This window comes from Nonomuraea sp. NPDC049378 (genome assembly GCF_055586745.1).
In genome coordinates, this window is record NZ_JBVJHP010000028.1 from 92,585 (window position 1) to 118,139 (window position 25,555).

The window sequence follows — 25,555 nt, forward strand, 5'->3', positions numbered from 1 at the left end:
GAGGCGTGGCCCGATGAAACAGGAACCCCGATCCGGTGACGGATTGGAGTCCCCTGCCTTTAGGCGTGGGGAGGAAGTCAAGGGAGTGAACCGTGGCATCGTGGGATAACGGCGAGCCGGAGCCCGAGCGCAGCTCGCTCGTCCGCATGTACGCCGTCACCGGCGGAAGGACCGCGCCGCGCACCGAGCTGGCCATGGAGGCTCTGGTGTCGTCGGCGACCTCGGCCCAGCTCGGTTCGACCTACACCCGCGAGTTCCGGGCGATCAGCGAGCTGTGCCGGCAGGTGCGGTCCGTGGCGGAGATCTCGGCGCTGCTCAGCGTCCCGCTCGGAGTGGCGCGGGTGCTCATCGCCGACATGGAGGCGGACGGGCTGGTCAGGGTGTACCAGCCGCAGCTGAATGCGGGATTACCCGATAGAAACCTGCTCGAAAGGGTGTTAAGTGGACTTCGCAGGCTCTAGCCGGCTCACCTCGACGAAGATCGTCGTGGCGGGCGGGTTCGGCGTGGGCAAGACCACGTTCGTGAGCTCCGTGTCCGAGATCCTGCCGCTGACCACCGAGGCGGTGATGACCGACGCGTCGGCGGGCATCGACGACCTCGGCCACACGCCGGGCAAGACCACCACCACCGTCGCCATGGACTTCGGGCGGCTCTCCCTGGCGAACGACCTGATCCTCTACCTGTTCGGCACGCCCGGCCAGTACCGGTTCTGGTTCATGTGGGATGACCTGGTCCGCGGGGCCATCGGCGCCGTGGTGCTGGTCGACTCGCGCCGGCTCGCCGACAGTTTCCCCGCCGTCGACTACTTCGAGGAGTCGCGGATCCCGTTCGTGGTCGGCCTGAACGGCTGGAACGGCGAGTTCCCGCACGTCGAGAGCGAGGTGCGGGAGGCGCTCACGCTCTCGACGCACGTGCCGATCGTCCGCATGGACGCGCGGGCGCGCCCGGCGGTCAAGCACACCCTCATCACGCTCGTCGAACACGCCATGGCCGTACGCGCCGGCTGACCTACCGGCCGCTCCACCAGTGGGCGGCCACCAGCTCGGCCACCAGGGTCTCCGTGAGCAGGGCCACGTCCGGGTCGCCGTCGTGCCGGTAGCGGATGGCGGCCGCGGCGTCCTTCACCTCCGCGCCGACGGCCAGCACGGTCGAGCCCCGCAGGCGTACCCAGTCCATGGCCTGGTCGTCGTAGCGGGAGCCCGGGTAGAGCAGGGCCCGGTAGTCGAGGGTCTTGGTGAGGTAGACGTCCACGTGGGACCAGTCGCCCGTCTCGCACGCGTCGGCCGGGCGGCGCGGGCCCTCGCGGAACATCAGCGCCGACTGCTCCGCCGACGACAGGCGCTCGGCGGGGGCGACGGTGTAGACGCCGTGCGGGCCGTCGAGCAGCTCCAGCGCCCGCGGGAGCCAGGCGTCCCGGCGTTCCAGCAGGTCGGCGGTGGCCTCGGCGGCCCGCTCCACCAGGGCGGGGACGTCGCGGTCCCGCCCGGTGAGCGTGGCCTCCATGAGTAGCAGCAGCGCCAGGGTGTGCTGGAACGTCCGGCACGCGACGCCGCCGCGCTCCTCGCCCGCGTGCATGGGGATCACCAGGTCGGCCGCCTCGGCGAGGGGCGAGCCCGGGGCGTTGGTGAGCACGGCGACGGGGGAAGGGCCGCCCGCGTAGCGGGCCGTGGCGTCGAGGGTCTCCCCGCTGGCGCCGGTGGCCGAGATCGGCACGACCAGGGTGTCCTGCCTCGCCGGACAGGTGGCGGCGGCGGAGGCGTAGTCGGCGTACGCGTCGACGCCCGCCGCGCGCAGGCGCAGGGCCGCCACCCCGGCGGCGTAACGGGAGCTGCCCATGCCGAGGAAGAGCACCCTCGTGACGCCCGGAGGCAGGGCCAGGAACGGGTTCTCCTCGGCCAGGGCGCCGGCCAGGCTCCGCAGCGCCTCCGGCTTGGCCTCCAGGTCGGACAGGTAGAGCTCGGGATTCACGCGTTGTCCTCGGCGTTCTCTTCGGGATACGAGGTCTCTTCGGGATACCAGGTGCGCAGGACGCCCATGGGGGCGTAGCGCCAGCGGGGCAGGTGGCGGGCGGCGTAGATGAGCTCCCGGCACTCCTGCTCCACCTCGAACGGGCGGATCAGCCTGTCGTCCAGCAGGTCGGGCCTGCCCCGCTCGGCCAGCCGGGCCCGGTAGGCGGACAGCAGGGCGGCGCGGGCGGCGGCCGCCCACGCGGCGGCCTCGGCGGGCGGGGTGGACCGCCGCCTGATCGCCACCTGCGCCACGTGCTCCAGGCTGGTGGTGAGCTGGGCGACGTCCCTGGCCGCCGGCTGGTACGGGTCCGCGCCCGCGACCGTGGGGTTGCCGTCGAAGTCGATCACCGCGTACCCGCCGTCCCACCGGAGGATCTGGCCGACGTGCAGGTCGCCGTGGATCCTGATGCGCGGGCCGGCCGCGGGGACGGCCAGCGGCGCCAGGTCGCGCCGGAGGGCGGCGGACCTGGCGGCCAGCCATTCGCCGTCGTCGCCGCCGGTCAGTTCCAGGGCCTCCGCGAGCGCGCACCCCGCCCGCTCCGCCAGATCGGGGCCGGCCCCGGCGGGCGGCGGCGGCAGCGTGGAGAGGGCGAGATGCAGGTCGGCGGCCAGGCGGCCGAGCGGCGCGGCGAAGGCGGTGGCGCCTGTTCCATCACCGGTTCCCCCCGGCGACGCGGCTTCGTCGACGCACCACTCCCAGCCGTCCCGCGCCCCGGGCAGGTAGCCCGTGACCAGGGCGAGGAGGTGATCGCGGCCGTCCAGCTCCGCGGTCAGCGCCGCGTAGGGAGGAGCGGTGTCGTTGAAACCCGCCTCAACGAGATGGGCGAGGAGTTCCGGGGCGGGATGCGGCAGGGGAGCCGGCGGGGTCAGCCACTTGACAACGACCTTTTCGGCCACGACAACGGAGTGGTTTGTCTGGTCCACGTGCGGGCCGAAACCACGCTCACCTGGGGCCCCAGTGTGGAGATCCCCGGAGGCGTACGAGAAGGTGGGCAGCGGGCGGAAGCGCCGCACCGCGAAGGGCGGCGGCGGATCCTCGCCCAGCAGCCCCACGAGCGCGGTGGTGAGCCCGCGATCTCGGCCGGTGAGGGGCTTCTCACCGAGAGAGATCAACCGAGGCCCTATTGAATCCCAATTCAACACGATCGCCAAACTTCCAGGTAGCAATGTCATAAAAAGTCTTGCCCATGTTGATATCTGCTGCAACACTCCTGATCTGGTCCGCTGTGTCCGGTAAGGTCGCGCGACCCCTCTTAACACCGCAAATTCAAGAAGGAGTAGCGGCCGTGTCCCGTACCCGGTTCACCCGTCGTCTCCCGGCCGCCGTCGCGGTGGCCGGCCTCGCGCTTGCCGTCGCGGCGTGCGGCGGTGAGTCGTCGACAAGCCCAGAAGGCACGAACGCGGCGGCGGCCGACGACCTCAAGCCGAACGCGGACCTGACGAAGCAGTCGATCCAGGTGACCGTTTGGGACGGCTACCTGCCCGAGGAGTTCACCAAGGGGGCCAAGGACAAGCTCAAGGTCAAGGACATCAAGATCGCCCTGCACGCCACCAACGAGGACGCGATGGCCAAGCTCACCGCCTCCGGTGACAGCGGGGTCGACGTGGCGTTCGTGTCCGGCCAGTACGCGCAGGCGCTCAACGAGCAGGGCCTGCTGGAGCCGATCCACCCCGAGCTGATCCCCAACCTGGCCAACCTCTACCCCGAGGCCACCCAGCTCTCCTACGACAAGGGCAACAAGATCTCCGTGCCCTACACCTGGGGCACGACCGGCATCTGTTACCGGACCGACCTGGTGAAGAAGAAGCCGACCAGTTGGAACGATCTTCTCAAGCCGCCGGCCTGGGCCGACAAGAAGGTCACCATGATGACCACCGAACGCTGGCTGGCGCTGCCGGCGCTCAAGGCCCTCGGCTACTCGGTCAACACCGACAAGGACGAGGAGATCGCCAAGGCCAAGGAGCTCCTCGTGGCGCAGAAGCCACATCTGCTCGGCTACGACGACACGACCTTCGGCGACAAGCTGAAGTCCGGCGAGGCCATCATGGTCGAGGCGTGGGACGGCTGGTGCCCGACGACCGACCCGAAGGGCAACATCGCGTTCGCGGTGCCGAAGGAAGGCAGCGACCTCTGGGTGGACACCATGGTGATCATGAAGTCCTCCAAGAACAAGGAGGCCGCCCACGCCCTCATCAACTACATCCTCGCCCCCGAGAACCACAGCTGGGCCGCCGAGAACATCAACTACAAGGTGCCCAACAAGGCCGCCATGGAGCGCGTGAAGGTCGCCAAGGGCTCGCTGCTCGGCATCAAGCCGGACGAGCTGCTCGACGGTGAGTCGATCGTCGACCTCGGACAGGCGTCCACGAAGTACACCCGCCTGTCGACGGAAGTCACGGCGCAGTCGTAACAGCGGTGACCTCTGAGCTCAAGGCCCGGTCGGCGTCCCCTTCGCGCGGACGCCGGCTGGGCGCGTTCGTGTTCCTGTCGCCGGGCCTGACCTACCTCGTCGTGCTCCTGCTGGTGCCGCTGGCCCTGGTGCTGAGCAACACCGTCTTCCAGCGCGGGCGCTTCGGCGGCATCGTGTACGAGTTCACCACCGAGAACTTCGCCCGCCTGATGGACCCGCTCTACCTGGGCGTGGTCGGCGGCTCGCTGCGCATCGCGGCCCTGACGACGGCCATCGCGCTGCTGATCGGCTATCCGACGGCCTACGCGATCGCGCGGCTCTCGCCCAGGTGGAAGACGATCGCCCTGGTCGCGATCGTGCTGCCGTTCTGGACCAACTTCATCATCCGCGTCTACGCGTGGATCATCCTGCTCAGCGGTCCCGGGCTGGTCAACAGCGGGCTGGCGGCGATCGGGCTCGGGCCGTACGAGCTGCTCTACAACCAGGGTGCGATCGTCACCGGGCTGCTCTACTCGTACCTGCCGCTGATGGTGCTGCCGCTGTACGCCGCGATCGAGCGGCTGGACCCGCAGCTCAGGGAGGCGTCGGCGAACCTCGGCGCCTCGCCGTTCACCACGTTCCGCAAGGTCACGCTGCCGCTCACGGTCCCGGGCGTGCTGAGCGGCTGCCTGTTCGTGTTCGTGCCGAGCTTCGGCAACTTCGTCATCCCCGAGATCCTGGGCGGCAACAAGTCGATCATGGTCGGCAACCTGATCCGCGACCAGTTCCTGAAGGCGCGCGACTGGCCGTTCGGCTCGACGCTGGCGCTGGCGCTCATCGCGGTGCTCCTGGTGCTGCTGATGGCGCAGGCATGGGTGGCGCGCCGTGCGTAGGTCCAAGCTGCTGTTCGTCCCGCTCTGGGTGACGTACGTCTTCCTCTACCTGCCGATCGTCGTGCTCGTCGTCATGTCGTTCAACGCCGGCGAGTCGGCGTACACCTATGAGGGGTTCAGCCTCAAGTGGTACGGCGAGCTGGCCGCGGACGAGCGCGTCAGGAACGGCCTGATCAACACGCTGATCGTGGCCGTGGGGTCGACCGCGATCGCGACCGTGCTGGGCACGCTGCTGGCCGTCGGCCTGGCCCGCCACTCCAGGTCCAAGGCCCTCGACGCGCTGGCGCTGATGCCCGCCGTACTGCCCGACCTGGTGCTGGCGATCGGGCTGCTGCTCTTCTACGGCGTGATCGCGCTGACGCTCGGCCACTACTCGGTGATCCTCGCGCACGCCCTGTTCTCCATGGCGTTCGTGGCCGCGGTGGTGCGCACCCGGCTGTCCGGGGCCGACACCTCGCTGGAGGAGGCCTCGCGCGACCTCGGCGCGGGACACGTGGTCACGTTCATGAAGATCACGCTGCCGCAGCTGGCGCCGGGCATCGTGGCGGGGGCGCTGCTGGCGTTCACGTTGTCGCTCGACGAGTTCGTGATCGCCTTCTTCACCATCGGGAACGCCGAGCCGACGCTGCCGATCGTCATCTACTCGATGATCCGTTTCGGGGTGACCCCCAAGATCAACGCGCTGGCCGCGATCCTGCTCCTCGTGAGCTTCGTAGCGGTGATCGCGGGCCAGCGTCTGACGAGGATCGGAGAGAGACAGAGTGCTGAAGGTTGACGGGATCACGCGCAGGTTCGGCGACGTCACCGCGCTCGACGGCGTCTCGCTGGAGATCGGCCAGGGCGAGTTCTTCGCCCTGCTCGGGCCGTCGGGGTGCGGCAAGACCACGCTGCTGCGCATCATCGCCGGGTTCGAGACGCCCGACCGGGGCACCGTCACCCTCGACGGGGAGGACCTGCTGGCCCTGCCCCCGAACCGCAGGCCGATCAGCCTGATGTTCCAGTCGTACGCGCTGTTCCCGCACATGACCGTGGCCAAGAACGTCGCCTACGGCCTGGAGCGGGAGCGCCTGCCCCGCCAGGAGATCAGGCAGCGCGTCGGCGAGGTGCTGGAGACGGTCGGGCTGACCGCGCACGCCTCGCGCAAGCCCGCCCAGCTCTCCGGCGGGCAGCGGCAGCGGGTGGCGCTCGCCCGTTCCATCGTCAAGCGGCCGCGCCTGCTGCTGCTGGACGAGCCGCTGTCGGCCCTGGACAAGAAGGTCCGCGCCGACATGCAGCTGGAGCTGAAGCGGCTGCAGCACGACGTCGGCATCACGTTCGTGGTCGTCACGCACGACCAGGAGGAGGCCATGTCGCTGGCCGACCGCATCGCGGTCTTCGACAGCGGCACGGTGTGCCAGGTGGACGAGCCCGTCCCGCTGTACGAACGGCCGCGGTCGCCGTTCGTGGCCGGTTTCGTCGGCGCCAACAACCTGTTCGAGGGCGTCGCCGGCGGCCTCGACGGGCTCGAGAGCGAGGAGTTCGGCGTGCTGGCGGGCACGCCCATGACCGAGCTCGCGGCGGGCAGCAAGGCGCTGCTCGCGGTACGCCCCGAGAGGGTGAGGCTGGTCGACGAGAGCGAGACCGCGGGCCTGCGGGGCAGCGTCCTCGACGTCAGCTTCTACGGTGGCGTGTCGCACATCTCCGTGGACGTGCCGGGCCGGGTCGAGCCGGTGCTCGTCGCCGTCCAGGGCGCCAGCGCGGTGGAGGCCGGGGCAAAGGTCAAGGTGCGCTGGAACGCCGAGGACGCCGTCATCATGGCGGTCGATCAGTGAGACAGGTCGTTGCCCGTGGCCGCCCGGGCGTAGGAGAGGATCAGTTCGGCCGCCTCGGCCGGGCCGATCACCGGATGCCTGGCCGTGATGCGGTAGCCGTACGCGTCCTCCAGCGCCACGAGATTGCGCGCGACCGTCAGCGAGTCGGCGCTCAGCCGGAACACCCCCAGCGCCGCTCCCGTGTCGAGGATCGCCTGGTACATCGACACCTGGCGGTCATAGAGCGAGGTGAGCAACACGCCGTAGACCCTGTTGCGGCCCGCGGCCCCGCCCAGTTCGTTGAGCAGGCGGACGTCGGGGTCGAGCGGCCCGGTCGGCAGCCCCGACCTGATGGTCACGACCAGCTTCTCCACCGGATCGGTGAAGTCGGCGAGCCGGCGCAGCCGCTGCTCGTAGAAGCGCTCCATGCCGGCGTGCTGCGCCTCGACCAGCAGTTCGCTGAGGTCGGGGTAGTGGTAGAGCACGGCTCCGGAGGTCAGGCCGGCCTCCTCGGCCACGTGGGAGAGTTGTACTCCGTCGATGCCATGGCGGATGATGGCCCTGCGCGCGGCCTCGATCAAGTCGATGCGCCGGTCACTCCGGCTTTTACGCTGAGCCACCCCCACCACCTTCACCCGTTCGGCTGCTGTTCAGTTGGCCGTGACCATAGTGCCCTTAAGTTGACCTTCACGCTAGATGCGTTTTTGAATTCCCCTTCAAATTGATCAGCAGTTCCGGAGTCTCCATGTCTCTCACCATCCTGTTCATGCCTGAAAGCGCCTACGGTCCCACCAACAACAGCATCGGCATCGGCGACATCCTGCGTCGCCGCGGTCACCGCGTCGTCTTCGCCGCCGAGGCGTCGTGGAAGGGCAAGCTCGAAGCACTCGGCTTCGAGGAGGACCTGGTCGACCTCGCTCCGCCACCCGACGACGCCGAGGAGCAGGACCCCGGGCAGTTCTGGAAGGACTTCATCCGCGAGACCGCGCCCGAGTACCGCAAGAGCACCCGCGAGCAGCTCGAGACCGTCGTCAAGCCCATCTGGGCCGAGCTGATCGACGGCGCGAAATACTGCGAGCCGCAGCTCAAGGCCATCATCGAGCGGGTGCAGCCGGACATCATCGTCGAGGACAACGTGCTCACGTTCCCGGCGCTGGTCACGGCGGGCAAGAAGTTCGTCCGCATCGTCTCCTGCAACCCGCTCGAGGTCCGCGGCGAGAACGTCGCGCCGGTCTTCTCCGGGCTCCCCGCCGGCGACCGCTCGGAGTGGGAGGCCTTCCGCGCGGAGTACGACCGCACCCACCGCGAGCTCTGGGCCGCCTGGAACGAGTGGTGCGTCGAGCAGGGCGCCGAGCCGCTGCCGGAGCTCGACTTCATGCACAACGGCGACCTGAACCTCTACGTCTATCCGGAGATCGCCGACTACGCCGACGCCCGGCCGCTGGGCGACACCTGGCACCGGCTCGACTCCTCGGTCCGCGAGACGGAGGAGAAGTGGGAACTGCCCTTCCGGCGTGGCGAGGGCTCGCTGATCTACTTCTCGCTCGGCTCGCTGGGCTCGTCCGACGTGGAGCTGATGCGGCGGGTGATCGGCGTGCTGGCCGACACTCCGCATCAGTACGTCGTCTCCAAGGGCCCGCTGCACGAGGAGATCGAACTTCCCGCCAACATGTGGGGCGCGGAGTTCCTTCCGCAGACTAGGATCATCCCACTGTGTGACCTCGTCATCACCCACGGCGGTAACAACACGACCACCGAGGCGCTGCACTTCGGCAAGCCGATGATCCTGCTGCCACTCTTCTGGGACCAGTACGACAATGCCCAGAGAATGGATGAGTTGGGCTATGGTGTCAGGCTTTCGACCTATACCTTCACCGACGACGAGCTGAAGGGGGCGGTCGCGCGGCTGCTCGGCGACACCGAGCTGCGCGCGAGGCTGGCCGCCGCGGGCGAGGAGATCCGGCGCCGCGACGGGCTGCGCAAGGCCGCCGACCTGATCGAGCAGCTCGGCAAGTAGCACGACCCCTGAGAGCGAAGTCTTCCGATGCGTGAACTGATCAACCCCGCCACCGGACTCCCGTGTGCCGAAATTCCGGACACGCCGGTGGAGGGCGTGGCGACCGCCGTACGGTCGGCGCGCGCGGCGTTCGAGACGTGGTCGCAGACCACTCCGGCCGAGCGCCAGCGCCTGCTGCTGCGGCTGGCCGACCTGGTGGAGGCCGACGCCGAAGAGCTGACCAGGCTCGAAGTGGAGGAGACGGGCAAGCCCGCCGCGGTGTTCAGAGACGGAGAGCTACCGTTCGCCGTCGACAACCTGCGCTTCTTCGCCGGCGCCGCCCGCTCGCTCGAAGGGTCGGGCGCCGGCGTGTTCAGCCCCGGGTACACCTCGGTCATGCTGCGCCGCCCCGTCGGGGTGGTGGGGTCGATCGCGCCATGGAACTTCCCCTTCGTCATGGCCGTGTGGAAGATCGGCCCGGCGGTGGCCGCGGGCAACGCGGTGGTGATCAAGCCCGCCCCTCAGACGCCGCGCACGACGCTGCGGCTGGCGGAGTTGTTCGCCGCGGCGGGCGCGCCCGAAGGGCTCGTCCAGGCGGTCACCGGGGACGCGCAGGTCGGTCAGGCACTGGTCACTGACCCCGGGGTCGACATGGTCAGCGTCACGGGCTCGACGGAGACCGGCCGCGCCGTGATGGCCGGGGCGGCGGGCACGCTCAAGCGGGTCCATCTGGAGCTCGGCGGCAAGGCCCCGGCGCTGGTCTTCGAGGACGCCGATCTGGCCGAGATGGCTCACGGCGTGGCCATGGGGGCGACGTACAACAGCGGGCAGGACTGTACGGCGGCCACCCGCGTCTACGTCGCCCGCGAGGTGTACGCGGACGCGGTCGAGGCGATTCGGGCAACTCTTGCCAACATCACCGTCGGCGACCCGTGGGACCCGGCGACCGACATCGGCCCCCTGATCTCGGCGGCCCACCGGGACCGGGTGCACGGGTTCGTCTCGAGGTCGGGCGGGCGGATTCTCCACGGGGGGTCGCCGATCGACGGGCCGGGGTTTTACTATTCGCCTACGCTTGTCAGCGAGGTCGGTCAGGACAGCGAGATCGTCCAAGGCGAGCTTTTCGGCCCTGTGCTGGTCGCTCTGCCGTTCGAGGGCGAGGACGAGGCCGTCAGGCTGGCCAATGGCACCACGTACGGCCTGGCGTCGTCGGTGTGGTCGCGCGACGTGTCGCGGGCGATGCGCGTGTCGCATCGGCTCGACGTGGGTGTGACCTGGGTCAACGACCATCTGCCCATCGCCAGCGAGGCGCCGCACGGCGGGGTGAAGGGCAGCGGGTTCGGCAAGGACATGAGCCAGGAGGCGGTGCAGGACTACTCGGTGACGCGCCACCTCATGGTGAAGCACGCGGCACCGGCCGAGCGGGATTCGTTCCGGCCCGCCTGAAAACGTGTACGGCGGTAGACGCCCCGAAGTGCTGCTTTGGGCGTGTTTGATGGGATATGTTCGGTTGGCCGATCTGGTACGGGTTGTGTTCCAATTACCCAGCCGGACAGAATCCCATGCGCCACACGCGTGTCTGATTTTTTCGAGCACGTACCGGCGAGAGGTTGCGAGAGTCAGTGAGGACGGATAACCCCAGACATACGAGGTCAGGGGAGTACACAGGCGGACGGTTCCGGCTGGGGAACTGGCGTGTGCGCTCAAGGCTGGTCGCGCTGATCCTCATCCCCACGGTCGTGGGTGTGCTGCTCGCCGGCATCCAGCTGGCCGACGCCATCGGCACCAGCGCCGAATACCGCCGGCTCACCCAGGTCGCCGAGCTGGTGCAGCGCATCGGCGCGCTCAACCACGAGCTGGGCAAGGAACGCACGCTCACCGCGTGGTACGTCGCCGACCGCAGGAAGGCCCAGCGCTTCGTCCAGGTCAAGACCCAGCGGCAGACGACCGACAAGGCCAAGCAGGACGTCGTCAACGCGGCCTCGGCCATCGACGCCGCCCACTCGGCCCGCGTCCGCGAGGGCGTCGCCAGCATGAACCGCTGGCTCAACGGCCTCGACAGCCTGCGCGCCTCCATGGTCGGCAACGTGCCCCCGCGCGCCGTCATCGGCACCTACACCACGATGATCGAGGTCTTCTCGTCGGTCCAGGCCGGCATGGGCGACGGCGTCACCGACGACTCCCTCCTGGGCGACGTCGCCGCGCTCGGCGCGCTCCAGCGGGTCAAGGAGGAGGTCTCGCGGCAGCAGATCATCCTCCTCGTGGCACTCGTCCAGAGCAAGCTCGACAGCGACGACTGGGCGGAGTTCCTCGGCTCCTGGAACAAGCAGCAGGCCGAGCAGCTCACCTTCGAGCAGGAGGCGTCCCCGGCGGACCTGGAGGCGTTCCACGAGGGCGTCAAGGGCCTGGAGGTCGACCTCGCCGACGCCATGCGGCAGCGGGCGCTCGCCCAGGTGCGCGCCCTCAACCGGATCAGGGACCTCGACGTCACCACGCGCGCCGACCGTACGCGCTGGTTCGAGAGCACCACCGCGGCCGGTAACGCCATGCGCAAGGTCGAGGACGGCCTGGCCACCAAGATCGTGGCCGGCACCCGCGACCTCAGCGACACCGAGCAGCGCAACGCGATCATGTCCGGTGCGATGATCCTCGTGCTGCTGCTCCTCGTCCTGATCATCACCACCCGCGTGGCCGGCTCGCTGGTCCGCCCGCTGCGCCGGCTGCGCGCCGAAGCGCTCCAGGTCGCCACGACCCGGCTGCCCGAGACCGTCCGCCTGCTGCGCGAGTCCGGCGAGGGCGCCCACGTGCCCGAGATGCCGTCGGTCGGCGTCAACACCCGGGACGAGATCGGTGAAGTGGCGCGGGCGTTCGACGAGGTCCACCGCGAGGCCATCCGGCTGGCCGGCGACGAGGCCAAGCTGCGGGCGAACGTCAACTCCATGTTCGTCAACCTCTCCCGGCGCAGCCAGACTCTCGTCGAGCGGCAGCTGCAGCTCATCGAGGGCCTGGAGCAGGGCGAGGAGGACGAGCAGCGGCTCGCCAACCTGTTCCGCCTCGACCACCTGGCCACCCGCATGCGCCGCAACAGCGAGAACCTCCTGGTTCTCGCCGGCCAGGAGGCCGCGCGCAAGTGGAGCGAGCCGGTGCCGCTGGTCGACATCGCCCGCGCCTCGCTCTCCGAGGTCGAGAACTACGAACGCGTCCAGATCCAGATCGCGTCCGGCACCCTCATCGTCGGCCCGGCCGTCACCGACGCCGTCCACCTGCTCGCCGAGCTGATCGAGAACGCCATCTCGTTCTCTCCCCGCGAGAGCAAGGTCCAGGTGACCAGCTCGCCGGTCGAGGGCGGCGTGCTCGTGTCGATCAACGACCTGGGCATCGGCATGAGCCAGGAAGAGCTGGCCGAGGCCAACTGGCGGCTGGCGAACCCGCCCGTCGTCGACGTGTCCGTGTCGCGGCGCATGGGTCTGTTCGTGGTCGGCCGCCTGGCCCTGCGTCACGGCGTCCGGGTGCAGCTCAGCATGCGGGAGACGGGCGGGCTGAGCGCGCTCGTCATGATGCCCGACATGCTCATCAGCGACGGCTCGGGCGCGCCGCAGCAGGGCGGCCAGTACGAAGCGTTCACGACGTTCGACCCGAGCATGTTCGGGCAGCCGTCCACCAACGGATCGGGCTCCCGCTCCGGGGCGCCCTCGGGCGAGAGCTCCGAGCAGGTCGTGGACACGCAGTGGCCGGGGTCGCTGCCCGCGCCGGGCACCGGCAACTGGCCGTCGTTCGGCGATCAGCAGCAGCCCGCCGCCTTCGGCGAGCAGCCCGAGCAGCAACCTGCCGCGTTCGGCGAGCAGCCGCCGGCGTTCGGGGAGCAGCCGCCGGCCTTCGGCGACCAGCCGGCTCCGTTCGCGGGCCAGCCGCAGGAAGCGCAGGAGGAGCCGGCCTGGCCGTCCTTCGCCCAGGAGCCGCCGGCCACGCCGTCGCCGTTCGGCGAGCAGCGCTGGCCCTCGTTCTCGGACGAGCCCCCGCCCTCCTCCGTGTCGCAGCCGTTCGCGGAGAACCGGTGGCCGTCGTTCGCCGAGCAGCCCCCGCCGCTGCAGGATGACGAGCCGCGCTGGCCGTCGTTCGCGACGGAGCCGCCGCAGCAGCAGCCGCAGGACGATTCGCGGTGGTCGTCGTTCGCCGACCCGTTGCCGCGCAGGTCGTTGTTCGAGGCGGAGGACCGGCCGCGGCCGCAGTTCGACGCGTCGTACCACTCGCCGTTCTCGGAGGAGCCCAAGCCCGCCGACCAGTTCGAGCAGAACGGGAATTCCGCCTACAACCCGTTCGGGCCGGGCGACTACTCCTCGCAGGACATGACCGGGCCGCTGCCCGCGGTGCGCAACTCGCCCATGGAGGAGCAGAGCGAGGAGTTCCTGCCGATCTTCTCGTCGGTCGGCTCCGACTGGTTCCGCAGGCCGGAGCCGGAGCAGCTGCGGCCTCGTCACGAGCCGCAGCCCGAGCCCGAGCACGAGAGCACCGCGGTGCAACCGGCGGTGCCCGCGGACCCGCCGCCCGCCGCTCCCGCCCAGCAGACGCCGGGCAAGCTGCCTCAGCGCAAGCCGGGGCAGTCGGGCGCCGGCGCGTCGTGGTCCTCGCCCGCGGACACCGGCTTCCAGGCCGCGCAGGCCGCCGCGCAGCCTGCGCAGGCCGGCACGACGCCTTCGGGGCTGCCCCGGCGCGTCCCCAAGGCCAACCTGGTGCCCGGCACGGCCAGCCTCGCCGAGCCCCAGGCCACATCACCGGCGCCGCAGATCTCACCTGAGCGGTTGCGCAGCAGGCTCTCCAGCTTCCAGCAGGGTGTCCGGCAAGGCCGAGCGTTCACCCGCGGAGAAGAAAATGAGGAGGACAAATGAGAGAAATGAGCCAGGGAGCGCGCGGCATCAGCTGGCTGATCACGGACTTCGTGAACAACGTGCCCGGCGTCGCTCACACGGTCGTGGTGTCGTCCGACGGGCTGCCGCTGGCCTTTTCCGAGGGCTTTCCGAAGGACCGGGCCGACCAGCTCGCCGCGGTCGCCTCAGGCGTGATCAGTTTGACCCAGGGAGCGGCACGGGTCTTCGAGGGCGGTATGGTGACCCAGACCGTCATCGAAATGCAGCGGGGCCTCCTGATGATCATGTCCATCAGCGATGGGTCCTGCCTGGCTGTCCTGGCCGCACCAGACTGTGACATGGGGCTGGTGGCATACCAGATGACTCTGCTGGTCGAGCGGGCGGGCCAGGTGCTGACTCCGGCGGTGCGCGCGGAGCTGCAAGCGGCCCGTCCCCGCTAGGGGGCGGTGACAGGAGATCATGGTGTCAGGTCAGGGTTGGGCTGGTGATAGTACCCCGCCGCATCCGGCGGTTCCCCGTCCGCAGAAACCGAGTTCCCTGGTACGGCCCTATGCCGTGACCGGGGGGCGTACCGCGCCGCGGATGAAGTTCGCCATGGAGGCCCTGGTGTCCTCCGTGACATCGGAATACCAAGACATTTCCCTACTTAGTCCGGAGTATCAGGCGATCATTCAGCTGACCCGGAACGTCAGGTCGGTTGCCGAGATCTCCGCCCTTTTACGCCAGCCTCTCGGTGTGGTCCGGGTGTTGATCGCCGACATGGCGTCGGAGGGCCTGATCCGCGTGCACCAGCCTGCGCTGGACGCGGGAAAGCCGGACCTCAACTTGCTCGAAAGGGTGCTCAGTGGACTTCGCAGGCTCTAGCCCCGGCCTAACCTCGACGAAGATCGTCGTGGCCGGGGGCTTCGGCGTGGGGAAGACGACGTTCGTGGGTGCGGTGTCGGAGATCCTGCCGCTCACCACCGAAGCGGTCATGACGGACGCCTCGGCGCACGTCGACGACGTCTCGCTCACGCCGAACAAGACGACGACGACCGTGGCGATGGACTTCGGCCGGGTCTCCCTCGACCGTGACCTGATCCTCTATCTGTTCGGCACGCCCGGGCAGCACCGGTTCTGGTTCATGTGGGACGACCTGGTGCGCGGCGCCATCGGCGCGGTGGTGCTGGTCGACACGCGCCGCCTGGCCGACAGTTTCCCGGCGATCGACTACTTCGAAGAGGCCAAGCTGCCCTTCGTGATCGGCATCAACGGCTGGGACGGCCAGTTCGCGCACGCGGAGGAGGAGATCCGCGAGGCGCTGTCGATCGGCGGCCACATCCCGATCGTGCGGCTGGACGCCCGGCAGCGCGAATCCGTCAAAGGCACCTTGATCACGCTGGTCGAGCACGCCCTGACCCGCCGCATGCACAGCCCGGTCTAGCCGGCTCGACGGCCCGCCACCCTTGCCTGACCGGGGTGGCGGGCCGCTTGCTGCCCCGGCTCCGGACCGGCCGGAACCCCGACCGCTCCACGATCCCGCGGTGGTGCCGGAAGGTTGCCGCGCGCTCGCCGGAGCGGGGCGTCAACGATCGGCGTCGTCGCGCAGGCCGACCTGGCAGCCCACGTCGTCGATCTCCATCGCCGCGAGCACGACCTGGAGCAGGCCGGGGAAGCGGGCCTGTAAGTCGTCCCCGCGCAGGGTCACGTAACAACGGGTGCCCTCCTGGCGGGTGCGGGTCAGCCCGGCGTCGCGCAGCACGCGCAGGTGATGGCTGAGCGTCGATTTGGCCACCGGTGCGCGTAGCTGCCCCCAGCCGCGCTCGCGGCCGTCGGCCAGCACGCGCACCAGCCCGACCCGGATCGGATCGCTCAGCGCGGCCATCACCTCGGTCAGTGCGATCTCGCCCAACTCGGGATGATGTGCCTTATGCATGCGTCCATGCTAGCTTGTTCGACGTTTCACGAACATCGAACATGGGGGAACGTCGTGACCGATCGACCAGGCGGCCGGATGGAGGGCAGAGCGGTGATCGTGACAGGGGCGGGCACGGGGATCGGCCGCGCCGCCGCGCTCGCCTTCGCCCGCGGCGGAGCGCACGTGCTCGGGGTGGGCCGCCGCGCCGACGTGCTGCGGGAGACCGCGGACCAGCACCCCGCCATCGCCGTCCACGCCGCCGACGTCCGCGGCGAGCACGCGCCGGAAACGATCGTCGGCGCGGCGATCGAGCGGTGGGGGCGCCTCGACGTGCTCGTCAACAGTGCCGGCGCCACCGCCATGATGGCGCTGGCCGACACCGACGCCGAGCGCGTCGGGGACCTGTTCGCGCTCAACGTCACCGCGCCCAGCCTGCTCGCCCGCGCCGCGCTGCCGCACCTGAAGGCCGCCCGCGGCGCGATCGTCAACGTCTCCAGCACGTACGGGCACCGCCCGCTGCCCGGCGCCGCCCACTACGCCGCCTCGAAGGCCGCCCTGGAGCAGTTGACCCGCAGCTGGGCCCTGGAGCTCGCACCCGACGGCATCCGCGTCAACGCCCTGGCCCCCGGCCCGACCGAGAGCGAGGCACTGGCCGCCTCCGGGCTGCCCCAGGACACGGTCGAGCAGATCAAGCAGGACGAGGCCGCCCGCATCCCGCTCGGCCGCCGTGGCGAGCCCGACGAGGTGGCCGCCTGGATCGTGCACCTCGCCGACCCCGCCGCCACCTGGATCACCGGCCAGGTCCTCACCGTCGACGGCGGCCTGGAACTCGTGTGAGCCTCTGCCCTCAGATGCGGGAGAGCAGCTCCGCCTTCTTGACCCGGAACTCCTCCTCCGTCAGCAGCCCGGCGTCGCGCAGCTCGCCGAGCTTGACGATCAACCCGGCGACGTCGGCCACGGCCCAGGGGAGCGTCTTCGCCGCGGGGACGGGCTCGGGGGCGGGGATGGCGGCGAGGACGGCGGCGGCGAAGGGAAGGGACTTGTGGGTGGCACCCCAGCCCAGCCCGAACACGACGGCGGCGGGATCCTTGTCGGGCTCGGGAGGCGGTCGCCGCCCGCGCACCCTGAGCCGCAGGCACCCGCTCCCTCCGTCCGGCGTGTGCCAGTCGACACCCTCCAGGTCGGCGGGGGTGTAGCGCTGGTCGCCCGCCGCGTACTTGGCCGACGTCGCGCCCGACCAGAACCAGGTGAGGGTGACGGTCTCGCCGTCGAAGGCCGCCGCGCCGTCCCAGCCCTTGAAGGCACGTGGCGGCTCGGGAGGGGACACCAGGAAACGTGTGGCCGGACCGCGGTCGGTGAGGACCGAGCGCAGCTCATCCGCGTAGTAGTCGGCGAGCGACTCCTTGTCGGCCGGCAGCACCAGCCGGTAGGGGTCGGCGGCCTCCCTGAGTTGCCCGGCCGCGGCGGCCATCAGAGGGTCGGCCCCACGCCTGAGGTCGGCCCGCAACACCACGGTGCCCCGCTTGCCTGGAGTGAGGGTGACCTTGGCGATCGCCTCGTGGGGCACCACCCGCTCGCCGAGTTCGGAGAGAAGTTTGGGCGCTTTTCCGCTTTCGGGCTTGATACGCAGGAATTCGGATTCGAACTCCCACGAGCAGCCCCGGCCTGCCAGCACATCCGCCACGACTTCCAGAATAAGCTTTCATGCGCTGACCGGCCGGAGTACAACCACATAACCCGGTCAAAGGCACGCCGTGACGGCGGCCGTCCCCGTGCGGGTCAGCGGGCGTCCCCCTGGAGGCGCTCAGCCACGTGCGGCGTGTGGCGTGACCTTGGCGCCAGCCGTAAAGAATGCGGTTTTTCCGCACGGCCCACGTGGCTGCGGACCCCAGGGCCGGACGCGGCCCTGAAGAGGGATGGTCGCACGTCCGCGTGGCTGCGGGCAGAAGGGGCGCGGACGTGCGGATGATCACACGGTCGCGTGGCCGCGGACCAGACGGCCGACCTCGGCGCGCAGGTGCACGAAGTCGGGGTGCTCGCGGGTGGAGATCTGGTCGCGCGGCGCGGGCAGCTCCACCTTGAGGTCGCCCACCACGTGCGCCGGGGCCTTGGAGAGCACCACCACGCGGTCGCCGACGTAGACGCTCTCGTCGATGTCGTGCGTGATGAGCACGATCGTCATCTGGTGGTGGCCGCGCACCTTGAGCACCAGATCTTCCAGGTCCTCGCGGGTCTGGGCGTCGACCGAGCCGAACGGCTCGTCCATCAGCATCAGAGTCGGCCGGTACGCCAGCGCACGCGCGATCGCCACCCGCTGCTGCATGCCGCCGGAGAGCTGGAACGGATATTTGCGCCCCGCGTCCTGCAGCCCGACCGATTCCAGGGCCTCGTGGGCGGCCTCGCGGCGCTGGCGCTTGTCCATGTTCTTGCGGCGCAGCGGCAGCGCCACGTTGTCGGCCACCGACATCCACGGGAACAACGAGCGGCTGTAGTCCTGGAAGACGACGGCCAGGTTGTCGGGGGTCTGGCGCACCACGTCGCCCTCGACCCTGATCTCGCCACCTGTCGGGTTGATCAGGCCGGCGATCGAGCGCAGCAGCGTCGACTTCCCGCACCCCGAGGGGCCGACGATGCACAGCAGCTCACCCGCCGCGACGCTCAGGTTGAGCCCGTCGATGGCGTGGTGCGCGTTCGGGCTGCCGCCGCCGTAAACGTGGGAGAGGTTGTCTATCTCGAGCAATGGATGTCCTTGGGGGCGAGGCCGCGGATTGCACGGCGGCTCTTGCGGAGCCGGGGACGACAACTTTATCGGAGGGTAAATTGCCGGACATGTCGGTTAGGTAACCTATTGGGAACGTGATCTCAGTCTTTCACGGGCGCAACCGCCATGGGGGACGCTCACGGAGCCGCCAGTTGCTGGGCGGCGTGGTGCCAGCCGAGCACCCGGCGCTCCGCGACCAGGAAAAGCTCGTTGAGCAAGTATCCCAGCACGCCCAGCAGCACGATTCCGGCCCAGATCCCGGGCAGGTCGAACGTGGAGTACGCGTCGGTGATCTGGAAGCCGATGCCGTTGGTGGTGCCGGGCAGCAGTTCGGAGAAGACCATGACGATCAGCGAGAGCGACAGGGCCAGCCGCAACCCGGCGAACATCTTGGGCAGCGTGGACGGCACCACCACCCGCAGCAGCAGCTCGGCCCGCGACAGCCGGAACGCCTGGCTCGTCTGCAGGTGCAGCGGCTCGACCGAGCGGGCGCCGTCGGCGGTGTTGAGCAGCACCGGCCACACGATGCTGAACATGATGAACGCCAGCTGCATCCGCAGCCCGAACCCGAACACCACGAGGAAGACGGTGACCAGCGCGGGCGGCGGGATCGCGCGCAGGAACTGCAGCACCCCGTCGAGATAGTCGTACGCCCTGGCGGACAGCCCCACCGCCAGCCCGAGCACGACCCCGGCCAGCGCGCCCCCCGCGAACCCCGCGGCCATCCTGCCCAGGCTCGGCAGGATGTTCTCCACGGCCGCGTCGGTCAGGAACAACGCATCCGGCGGGCCCGAGAACCACATGGCGTGCATCCGGGTCACGATCGCGCTCGGCGGCGGGAAGAACGTGCTGCCCGCCACCCGCGTGGCCGCCTCCCAGACCAGGACGAGCACGAGCAGCACCACCCAGCGGAACGTCGCCGTGCCCAGCCCTCCGCGCCTCATGGCCGCTCTCCCAGCTGCGCGTGGTGCCAGCGGAACGCCCGCCGCTCGGCGGCCACCAGCAGCGCGTTGACCACGACTCCGAACAGGCCGACCCAGAACACGCCGGCCAGGATGTCGACCATCCGCGCGGGCACGGCGATGCCGGCGAAGAAGATGAACACGCCGATGCCCTCACCCCGCCCGGCCACGATCTCGGTGCTGACGGTCAGGATGAGTGCCACCCCGGCGGCCAGCCTGATCCCGGTGGTGATGAAGGGCGCCGACGACGGCAGCGAGACGCGCAGCACCACCGCCGGAGGGCCGAAGCCGTACGACCTGAGCGACTCCTTGGCCAGCGGGTCGACGCCGCGCAGGCCGTACATCGTGTTGTAGAGGATGGGCCAGAGCGAGGCGTAGACCACCAGCGTGACGCGCAGCTGGAGCCCGGTGCCGATGACGAGGGCCACCAGCGGGATGAGCGCCACCGACGGGATCGGCCGCAGGAACTCCACGACCGACCGCATCGCGGCGTCGACGATCGGGACGCTGCCGAGCAGCAGGCCGAGCGGCACCGCGATGGCGGCGGCGATGCCCAGCCCCATCGCCCAGGCGAGCAGGCTGGTCAGGGCGTGCCCGAGGAAGGCGGGATCGGCCGACAACGTGACCGCCCGCCCGACGATCTCCGTGGCCGGCGGCAGGAACTCCGGATCTGCCAGGCCCGTCCGGCTTGTCAGCTCGATCAGGGCGGCGAAGGCGAGCGCCCCAGCCGCCCGGCGCGACCATCGGGTGGTCGTGGACGCCGGACGGGCACGGGACTGGGTCTGCGCGCTCACCCGGACGTGGTGGGCGACATGAGGGTCTTCACGTCGATCGCCTTGGACAGCCACTTGGCCTCCAGCATCCAGTCGGCCACCCGCTGGAGGCGGACCGGATTGTCGTTGCTGGAGAAGTAGGGGAAGGTGACGGTGGCCGCCGTGGCGGCGTTGATCTGGGTGAAGGTCGGCAGCACCTTGGCCACGACCTCACGGTTGTTCTCCATCAGCTTGCCCGCGTTGTGGATGGCTCGCTGGAACGCCGCGGCGACCTTGGGATTCTTGTCGTACCACTCCTGCGTGCTGACGTAGCCGGAGATCGGGAACTCCGCGGCGGGGCCGGATGCGGGGTCGAGGATCTTGCGGGCGCCCATGGACGCCGTGGCGGCGGTGACCATCGGCTCGCCGAGGTAGGCGGCGTCGATCTGGCCGCCCTTCCAGGAGGGCATGATGTTCTGGAACGTCACCTGCACGTATTTGATCGTGGCCGGATCGACGTTGTTGGCCTTGAGCACCTGCGTGAGCGCCAGTTCCTGGAAGTTGTGCAGGACGTTCACATTGATCGTCTTGCCTTCGAGGTCTTTCGGCGCCTTGATGGGCGAGTCGGGCAGCGCCATGATGCTCAGCGAGTCGGGGGAGGCGCGCGAACCCTCGGCCAGGATCCGCAACTGGAGCGAGCCCTTGTCGTGGGCGGCGAACATCGAGACGTAGTTGCCGAACATGGCGTCGATCTCGCCGTTCAGCATCATGGGGATGGCCTCGGGGGAGGCCTGGACGACCTGCGGGGTGACCTCCAGGCCCTCCTTCTCGAAGAGCCCCTGGTCGATGGCCACGTAGAGGGCTGCGCTGTCGATGGCGGGCAGGGTGGCGACCTTGATCTCCGTCTTCTCCAGGCCGCCGTTGGCGGGTGCGGACGATGGCGCGCCGGCGGTCGTTGAGCCGCCGGTGCTGCACGCGACTACACCGAGTATCAGAGCGATCCCGATGATGGCGGTCCTGGCGGGACGGCCAAGCCTCATGTCAGGGACTCCCTTCAGATGGAGCCAGGGGGGAAACCGGGGGGCTTCTGCTCCCGGCGGGCTGCGTGCCTGACGCACAACAGAGATCGACCGTAGCACCAAATTAGTGGTCATTATCGCGAGAACAACACTTGTGGTTGCAATGTCTGTTTCGGGCTCTATCGTGAAATTCTGGTGACCGATACCCGCCCGAATGTTTGTCCGGTTTGGGACTGGAGGTGAACGCGAGGCAACAGTAACTGATGGTGCATACTATTCGATCTTTTCTGCGAGTCAAGGGGTGGCCCGCGGACGGCCCTCTATTGCCTGTTTCTCCTGATGAGAGGCCATCTACCGATTCTGTCGAATTTTCTGGACACTGGGGGATAAACACCCCATACGGGCACTAGTGGTGGTTGGCCCTTGGCGACCCCTGTGCTCAAATGGCGCTTATCTGGACGTACATATTGCCCCACCTGCAATAACCTGCACGGCCCCCGAGAATTTCCCCTTCAGGCGAGAGGTTGCGAAGGCAAGTGAGAACGCAGAGCGCCGAAGCTTCCGCCGACCGCGAGCCGCACGGGCATGAGAAGCGACGGTTGTCTCAGCCGACCTCGAAAAGGTTCGGATTGGGCAACTGGCACGTACGGTCGCGGCTCGTCGCGCTGATCGTCGTTCCCACGGCCGTGGCCGTGGGGCTGGGCGGACTGAACGTGATCACCTCGCTCAGTGACGCCAACACCTATCAGACCCTCAGGGAGGTCGCCGAGTTCAGCCAGCAACTCGGCACCGTCACGCACGAGCTGTCCTTCGAACGCGACGAGACCGCGCTCTTCATCGCCCAGGGCCGTCCCGACAACCGCGAAGCCCAGCTGCGCACCACCTACAGCGCGGTGAACGGCCACATCGAGGAGGCCAAGGAGCGGGCGGCGGCGATCACGGACACCCACGCCGACGCCGTACGCCCGGTGCTGCGCCGGCTCGACGAGATCCGGACGGTACGCGACACCGCGGTCAACGGGAAGATCCAGCCCCTGCCGATGATCCAGAAGTACTCGCAGATCATCGCGGCCCTGCTGCAGTTCCACGACCAGGTCGGCCAGGTCGCGGTGGACGACGAGGTGTCACGCAGCGCCGGCTCGCGGGCCGCCATCGCCAGGGCCAAGGAGCAGGCGTCCGAGCAGCGCGGCATCCTGGCCAGCGCGCTGGACAGGAAGGGCTTCGACAGCGGCGAGCTCGACGCGCTCACCGACGCCAAGTCGCGCGAGGAGAGCGAGACGACGCTGTTCGCCACCCTGGCCAACCTCGAACAGCTCGAGCTCTACCGCAACACGGTCGTGGGGCACGACGTCGACCAGACCGACCTGTTCAGGCTCCGGGCCATGGCGCAGGCGGCCGAGGGCAAGGACCTGAGCATCGGTGGCCGGCCCGCCCAGGACGCGGCCACGTGGGTCGAGGTCAGCACCGGCAAGATCGACGCGCTGCGCACCGTGGAGAAGGAGCTGTCCTCCTCGGTCATCCTGCGTGCCAGGGCTCTGGAGGAGAGCGCCAACCGCTCGGCGCTGATCTCCGGCGGCTTCATCCTGGTGCTGCTGCTCGTGGTGCTCGCGATCATCTCGCTCATCGCCCGCTCGCTGATCAGGCCGCTGCGCAAGCTGCGCGGCGAGGCGCTCGACATCGCGGGCAACCGCCTGCCGGGCACCGTACGTGAGCTGCGTGAAAGCGGGGAAGGAACGGTCCCGCCGGTCGACCCGATCGGCGTGGACACGCACGACGAGATCGGTGAGGTCGCGCGGGCGTTCGACGAGGTGCACCGTGAGGCGGTGCGGCTGGCGGGCGAGGAGGCGCGGCTGCGGAGCAACGTGAACGCGATGTTCGTGAACCTGTCGCGGCGTAGCCAGACGCTGGTGGAGCGGCAGATCACGTTGATCGACGGTCTGGAGCAGGGTGAGCAGGACGAGCAGCGGCTCGGGAACTTGTTCAAGCTGGATCACCTGGCCACGCGTATGCGGCGTAACAGCGAGAACCTGCTGGTGCTGGCGGGACAGGACCCGCCGCGTCGCTGGAGCCAGCCGGTCAAGCTGGTCGACGTCGCGCGCGCGTCGTTGTCGGAGGTGGAGAACTACGAGCGGGTCGTGTTGCAGGTGCCCGACGGGGTGTCGGTGGCCGGTCAGGCGGTCAACGACGTCATCCACCTGATCGCGGAGCTGGTGGAGAACGCCCTGTCGTTCTCGCCGCGCGAGACGCGGGTGACGGTGTCGGGCAGCAGGATCGACGGCGGCGGCGTGATGTTGTCGATCACCGACTCCGGCATCGGCATGACGCAGGAGGAACTGGCCCAGGCGAACGAGCGACTGACGGACGCGCCCACCGTGGACGTGTCGGTGTCGCGGCGCATGGGCCTGTTCGTGGTCGCCCGCCTGGCGCACCGCCACGGCATCCGGGTGCAGCTGCGCCCCCACAGTTCCGGCGGGCTGACCGCGATGGTGCTGATCCCGGAGAACATGCTGGGCACGCAGGCGCCTCCCCTCACCGGCACGCCGTCCTTCTCCGGCAACCAGCCCTCCGCGTTCTCCGGCAACCAGCCTCCCGCCCTCGCGGGCGCGGCGAGCGGCGGGCCCAGGGACGAGCCGTACTCCGGCCCGCATCCGGCCCCGCCGGCCGTGGACTGGCCGCAGCCCCCGTACCAGCTCGGCCCCGGCCACCCGTCCTTCCCGTCGAACCCGGACCAGGGCGGCAACTGGCCGCCGTCGGCTCCCTGGCAGCCCGAGCCCGGCGGCTGGCCGCAGGAACCGCTCGGCTACGACGGGGCCGACGTGTGGAACTCGGGCGGCCCGCACCGGGGCCCCGCGCTGAACGGCGACCGCGGCCTGCCCAGACGGCCAGGACCCGAGCGCCCGCCGGGCGGCTGGAGCAACGACACGATGCCGCCGCAGCGGCCGGGGTTCGACCGCCACGACCCGGATCCGGGCACGTCGGGGTCCATCCCGGCGGCCCCGCCCGCCTCCGGCGGGGACGACTACCTGCCGATCTTCGCCGCCGTCGAGTCCGCGTGGTTCGGCCGCGACGGGAGCGGCGCGAGCTGGGGCCCGTCCAAGGCGGACGAAGGCTGGAGTGCGGCGGAAGCGGCGGTGGAGCCTGTGCGTAATGGATCGACGGCCGCCGGGCTGCCCAAGCGGGTGCCCAAGGCCAACCTGGTGCCCGGATCGGCGGACACCTCGTCGTCGCCGAAGGGAGTGACGCCGATGCCGTCGGTGTCGCCGGACCGGATCCGCAACCGGCTCTCCAGCTTCCAGCAGGGGTTCCGGGCGGCACGTGATGACATCAGCGAGGGCAGGGCGTTCCCCTCTGGCCCAGCGGACGACAACAGGGAGGAGGACGCATGAGAGACCTGAGTCACGCGGCACGCGGAGTCGACTGGCTGATCACCGACTTCGTCAGCACCGTTCCCGGGGTCGCGCACGCGGTGGTGGTTTCGTCCGACGGGTTGCCGCTTGCGGCGTCGTCGGGTTTTCCGGCTGATCGGGCGGATCAGCTGGCGGCGATCGCGTCGGGTCTGGTGAGTTTGACGCAGGGTGCGGCGCGGGTGTTCGAGGGGGGTGCGGTCAATCAGACGATCGTGGAGATGCAGCGTGGGTTGATGCTGATCATGTCGGTCAGCGATGGTTCGTGTCTGGCTGTGTTGGCGGCTCCGGATTGTGACATGGGGTTGGTGGCGTACCAGATGACGCTGATGGTGGATCGCGCCGGTCAGGTGCTGACTCCGGCTGTGCGTGCGGAGCTGCGCGCCAGCCAGACAAGGTGACGTAGGTGACAGACCCCCGATGGAACAGCGGCGACTGGGTGCCTCCGCCTCAGCCCCAGTCCCAGTCGCCGCTGAGTCCCGACCCGGCGTCGCCCGTCCGCCCGTACGCGGTGACAGGCGGACGGACGGCGCCGCGGGTCAAGCTGGCGATGGAGGCCCTCGTGTCCTCGGCGACCGCCGAGCAGCGGGAGTTCTCGCACATCACGCCGGAGTACCAGGCGATCAGCCAACTGTGCCGGCAGGTCCGGTCGGTGGCGGAGGTGTCGGCCCTGCTGCGGATCCCCCTGGGCGTCGTACGGGTCCTGATCGCTGACATGGCCGCCGAAGGTCTGGTCCGCGTGCACCAGCCGCAGCTGGATGAGGGTAGGCCGGACGTCAACCTGCTGGAAAGGGTGCTCAGTGGACTTCGCAGGCT

At 69.6% G+C, this 25,555-nt stretch carries 25 protein-coding genes; 16 read left to right on the forward strand and 9 right to left on the reverse strand.

All coding sequences use genetic code 11. From position 1 onward, the window contains the following. Positions 1 to 146: 146 nt before the first annotated feature. Both ACZ6SA_RS42635 and ACZ6SA_RS42640 read left to right on the forward strand, forming a co-directional pair. Positions 147 to 461 (forward strand): DUF742 domain-containing protein, encoded by a 315-nt coding sequence (locus ACZ6SA_RS42635; RefSeq protein ID WP_443155588.1) that lies wholly within the window; start codon positions 147 to 149, stop codon positions 459 to 461. Continuing rightward, positions 442 to 1,008, forward strand: coding sequence for a GTP-binding protein (locus tag ACZ6SA_RS42640; protein WP_347649870.1), 567 nt, complete (start codon positions 442 to 444; stop codon positions 1,006 to 1,008). Before ACZ6SA_RS42635 ends, ACZ6SA_RS42640 begins: the two co-directional genes overlap by 20 nt. A 1-nt stretch (position 1,009) precedes the next feature. On the opposite strand, the gene ACZ6SA_RS42645 is transcribed toward ACZ6SA_RS42640, so the two are convergent. Both ACZ6SA_RS42645 and ACZ6SA_RS42650 read right to left on the reverse strand, forming a co-directional pair. Beyond that, on the reverse strand, positions 1,010 to 1,969 hold the full coding sequence (locus ACZ6SA_RS42645) for an SIS domain-containing protein (RefSeq protein WP_465834774.1): 960 nt from the start codon (positions 1,967 to 1,969) through the stop codon (positions 1,010 to 1,012). Then, positions 1,966 to 3,123, reverse strand: coding sequence for a hypothetical protein (locus ACZ6SA_RS42650; RefSeq protein ID WP_465834776.1), 1,158 nt, complete (start codon positions 3,121 to 3,123; stop codon positions 1,966 to 1,968). The genes ACZ6SA_RS42645 and ACZ6SA_RS42650 overlap by 4 nt, the downstream gene beginning before the upstream one ends. 173 nt (positions 3,124 to 3,296) lie before the next feature. Here ACZ6SA_RS42650 and ACZ6SA_RS42655 point away from each other — a divergent pair, with 173 nt between their 5' ends. Genes ACZ6SA_RS42655 through ACZ6SA_RS42670 form a run of 4 tightly spaced genes read left to right on the forward strand, consistent with a single transcriptional unit; the run spans position 3,297 to position 7,104 of the window. Beyond that, positions 3,297 to 4,421 carry a polyamine ABC transporter substrate-binding protein gene (locus ACZ6SA_RS42655; RefSeq protein WP_347649873.1) on the forward strand — a complete coding sequence of 375 codons (1,125 nt, stop codon included), beginning with the start codon at positions 3,297 to 3,299 and terminating at the stop codon, positions 4,419 to 4,421. Between the two features lie 5 nt (positions 4,422 to 4,426). After that, positions 4,427 to 5,293, forward strand: a complete 867-nt coding sequence (locus tag ACZ6SA_RS42660) for an ABC transporter permease (protein ID WP_465834779.1) — start codon at positions 4,427 to 4,429, stop codon at positions 5,291 to 5,293. Beyond that, entirely contained in the window at positions 5,286 to 6,068 is a 783-nt protein-coding gene (locus tag ACZ6SA_RS42665; RefSeq protein ID WP_347649875.1) for an ABC transporter permease, read from the forward strand. Before ACZ6SA_RS42660 ends, ACZ6SA_RS42665 begins: the two co-directional genes overlap by 8 nt. Then, positions 6,055 to 7,104, forward strand: a complete 1,050-nt coding sequence (locus ACZ6SA_RS42670; protein ID WP_347649876.1) for an ABC transporter ATP-binding protein — start codon at positions 6,055 to 6,057, stop codon at positions 7,102 to 7,104. The genes ACZ6SA_RS42665 and ACZ6SA_RS42670 overlap by 14 nt, the downstream gene beginning before the upstream one ends. On the opposite strand, the gene ACZ6SA_RS42675 is transcribed toward ACZ6SA_RS42670, so the two are convergent. After that, the gene (locus ACZ6SA_RS42675) at positions 7,098 to 7,703 is read right to left on the reverse strand and encodes a TetR/AcrR family transcriptional regulator (RefSeq protein ID WP_347621882.1); all 606 of its coding nucleotides are present in this window, start codon (positions 7,701 to 7,703) and stop codon (positions 7,098 to 7,100) included. The two genes, ACZ6SA_RS42670 and ACZ6SA_RS42675, sit on opposite strands and share 7 nt — an antisense overlap. Positions 7,704 to 7,828: 125 nt before the next feature. On the opposite strand from ACZ6SA_RS42675, the gene ACZ6SA_RS42680 reads away from it, so the two are divergent. From ACZ6SA_RS42680 to ACZ6SA_RS42705, 6 genes are all read left to right on the forward strand, one after another. Continuing rightward, positions 7,829 to 9,100 (forward strand): glycosyltransferase, encoded by a 1,272-nt coding sequence (locus ACZ6SA_RS42680; RefSeq protein WP_465834782.1) that lies wholly within the window; start codon positions 7,829 to 7,831, stop codon positions 9,098 to 9,100. A 27-nt stretch (positions 9,101 to 9,127) separates the two neighbouring features. Beyond that, complete coding sequence (locus ACZ6SA_RS42685) at positions 9,128 to 10,525, forward strand: aminobutyraldehyde dehydrogenase (protein ID WP_347649878.1); 1,398 nt, start codon at positions 9,128 to 9,130, stop codon at positions 10,523 to 10,525. A 251-nt stretch (positions 10,526 to 10,776) separates the two neighbouring features. Beyond that, positions 10,777 to 13,965 carry a sensor histidine kinase gene (locus ACZ6SA_RS42690; RefSeq protein ID WP_465834784.1) on the forward strand — a complete coding sequence of 1,063 codons (3,189 nt, stop codon included), beginning with the start codon at positions 10,777 to 10,779 and terminating at the stop codon, positions 13,963 to 13,965. Beyond that, complete coding sequence (locus ACZ6SA_RS42695; RefSeq protein WP_090935862.1) at positions 13,962 to 14,384, forward strand: roadblock/LC7 domain-containing protein; 423 nt, start codon at positions 13,962 to 13,964, stop codon at positions 14,382 to 14,384. Before ACZ6SA_RS42690 ends, ACZ6SA_RS42695 begins: the two co-directional genes overlap by 4 nt. A gap of 19 nt (positions 14,385 to 14,403) precedes the next feature. Continuing rightward, entirely contained in the window at positions 14,404 to 14,808 is a 405-nt protein-coding gene (locus ACZ6SA_RS42700; RefSeq protein ID WP_226898832.1) for a DUF742 domain-containing protein, read from the forward strand. Positions 14,809 to 14,836: 28 nt separating this feature from the next. Next, the gene (locus tag ACZ6SA_RS42705; RefSeq protein WP_347621886.1) at positions 14,837 to 15,367 is read left to right on the forward strand and encodes a GTP-binding protein; all 531 of its coding nucleotides are present in this window, start codon (positions 14,837 to 14,839) and stop codon (positions 15,365 to 15,367) included. A gap of 141 nt (positions 15,368 to 15,508) precedes the next feature. Here the strand turns inward: ACZ6SA_RS42705 and ACZ6SA_RS42710 are convergent, their stop codons facing one another. Continuing rightward, positions 15,509 to 15,859 carry an ArsR/SmtB family transcription factor gene (locus tag ACZ6SA_RS42710; RefSeq protein WP_465834787.1) on the reverse strand — a complete coding sequence of 117 codons (351 nt, stop codon included), beginning with the start codon at positions 15,857 to 15,859 and terminating at the stop codon, positions 15,509 to 15,511. Positions 15,860 to 15,913: 54 nt separating this feature from the next. On the opposite strand from ACZ6SA_RS42710, the gene ACZ6SA_RS42715 reads away from it, so the two are divergent. Further along, positions 15,914 to 16,678 carry an SDR family NAD(P)-dependent oxidoreductase gene (locus ACZ6SA_RS42715; protein ID WP_347649882.1) on the forward strand — a complete coding sequence of 255 codons (765 nt, stop codon included), beginning with the start codon at positions 15,914 to 15,916 and terminating at the stop codon, positions 16,676 to 16,678. A 10-nt stretch (positions 16,679 to 16,688) separates the two neighbouring features. On the opposite strand, the gene ACZ6SA_RS42720 is transcribed toward ACZ6SA_RS42715, so the two are convergent. From ACZ6SA_RS42720 to ACZ6SA_RS42740, 5 genes are all read right to left on the reverse strand, one after another. Then, positions 16,689 to 17,525 carry a DUF4429 domain-containing protein gene (locus ACZ6SA_RS42720; RefSeq protein WP_347649883.1) on the reverse strand — a complete coding sequence of 279 codons (837 nt, stop codon included), beginning with the start codon at positions 17,523 to 17,525 and terminating at the stop codon, positions 16,689 to 16,691. A 285-nt stretch (positions 17,526 to 17,810) separates the two neighbouring features. Further along, positions 17,811 to 18,581, reverse strand: a complete 771-nt coding sequence (locus ACZ6SA_RS42725; protein WP_347649969.1) for an ABC transporter ATP-binding protein — start codon at positions 18,579 to 18,581, stop codon at positions 17,811 to 17,813. Between the two features lie 158 nt (positions 18,582 to 18,739). Then, positions 18,740 to 19,546 (reverse strand): ABC transporter permease, encoded by an 807-nt coding sequence (locus tag ACZ6SA_RS42730; protein WP_347649968.1) that lies wholly within the window; start codon positions 19,544 to 19,546, stop codon positions 18,740 to 18,742. Beyond that, positions 19,543 to 20,358, reverse strand: a complete 816-nt coding sequence (locus ACZ6SA_RS42735) for an ABC transporter permease (protein WP_465834790.1) — start codon at positions 20,356 to 20,358, stop codon at positions 19,543 to 19,545. The genes ACZ6SA_RS42730 and ACZ6SA_RS42735 overlap by 4 nt, the downstream gene beginning before the upstream one ends. Further along, entirely contained in the window at positions 20,355 to 21,356 is a 1,002-nt protein-coding gene (locus ACZ6SA_RS42740; protein ID WP_347649966.1) for an ABC transporter substrate-binding protein, read from the reverse strand. The genes ACZ6SA_RS42735 and ACZ6SA_RS42740 overlap by 4 nt, the downstream gene beginning before the upstream one ends. 608 nt (positions 21,357 to 21,964) lie before the next feature. On the opposite strand from ACZ6SA_RS42740, the gene ACZ6SA_RS42745 reads away from it, so the two are divergent. The 3 genes from ACZ6SA_RS42745 to ACZ6SA_RS42755 all read left to right on the forward strand — a co-directional run. Continuing rightward, complete coding sequence (locus tag ACZ6SA_RS42745; protein WP_465834793.1) at positions 21,965 to 24,721, forward strand: sensor histidine kinase; 2,757 nt, start codon at positions 21,965 to 21,967, stop codon at positions 24,719 to 24,721. Then, a complete protein-coding gene (locus ACZ6SA_RS42750) occupies positions 24,718 to 25,140 on the forward strand; it encodes a roadblock/LC7 domain-containing protein (RefSeq protein WP_132339573.1) in 423 nt (140 codons plus the stop codon). Before ACZ6SA_RS42745 ends, ACZ6SA_RS42750 begins: the two co-directional genes overlap by 4 nt. A gap of 38 nt (positions 25,141 to 25,178) precedes the next feature. Then, a partial coding sequence (locus ACZ6SA_RS42755) for a DUF742 domain-containing protein (protein WP_132601579.1) occupies positions 25,179 to 25,555 on the forward strand: 377 nt, incomplete at its 3' end.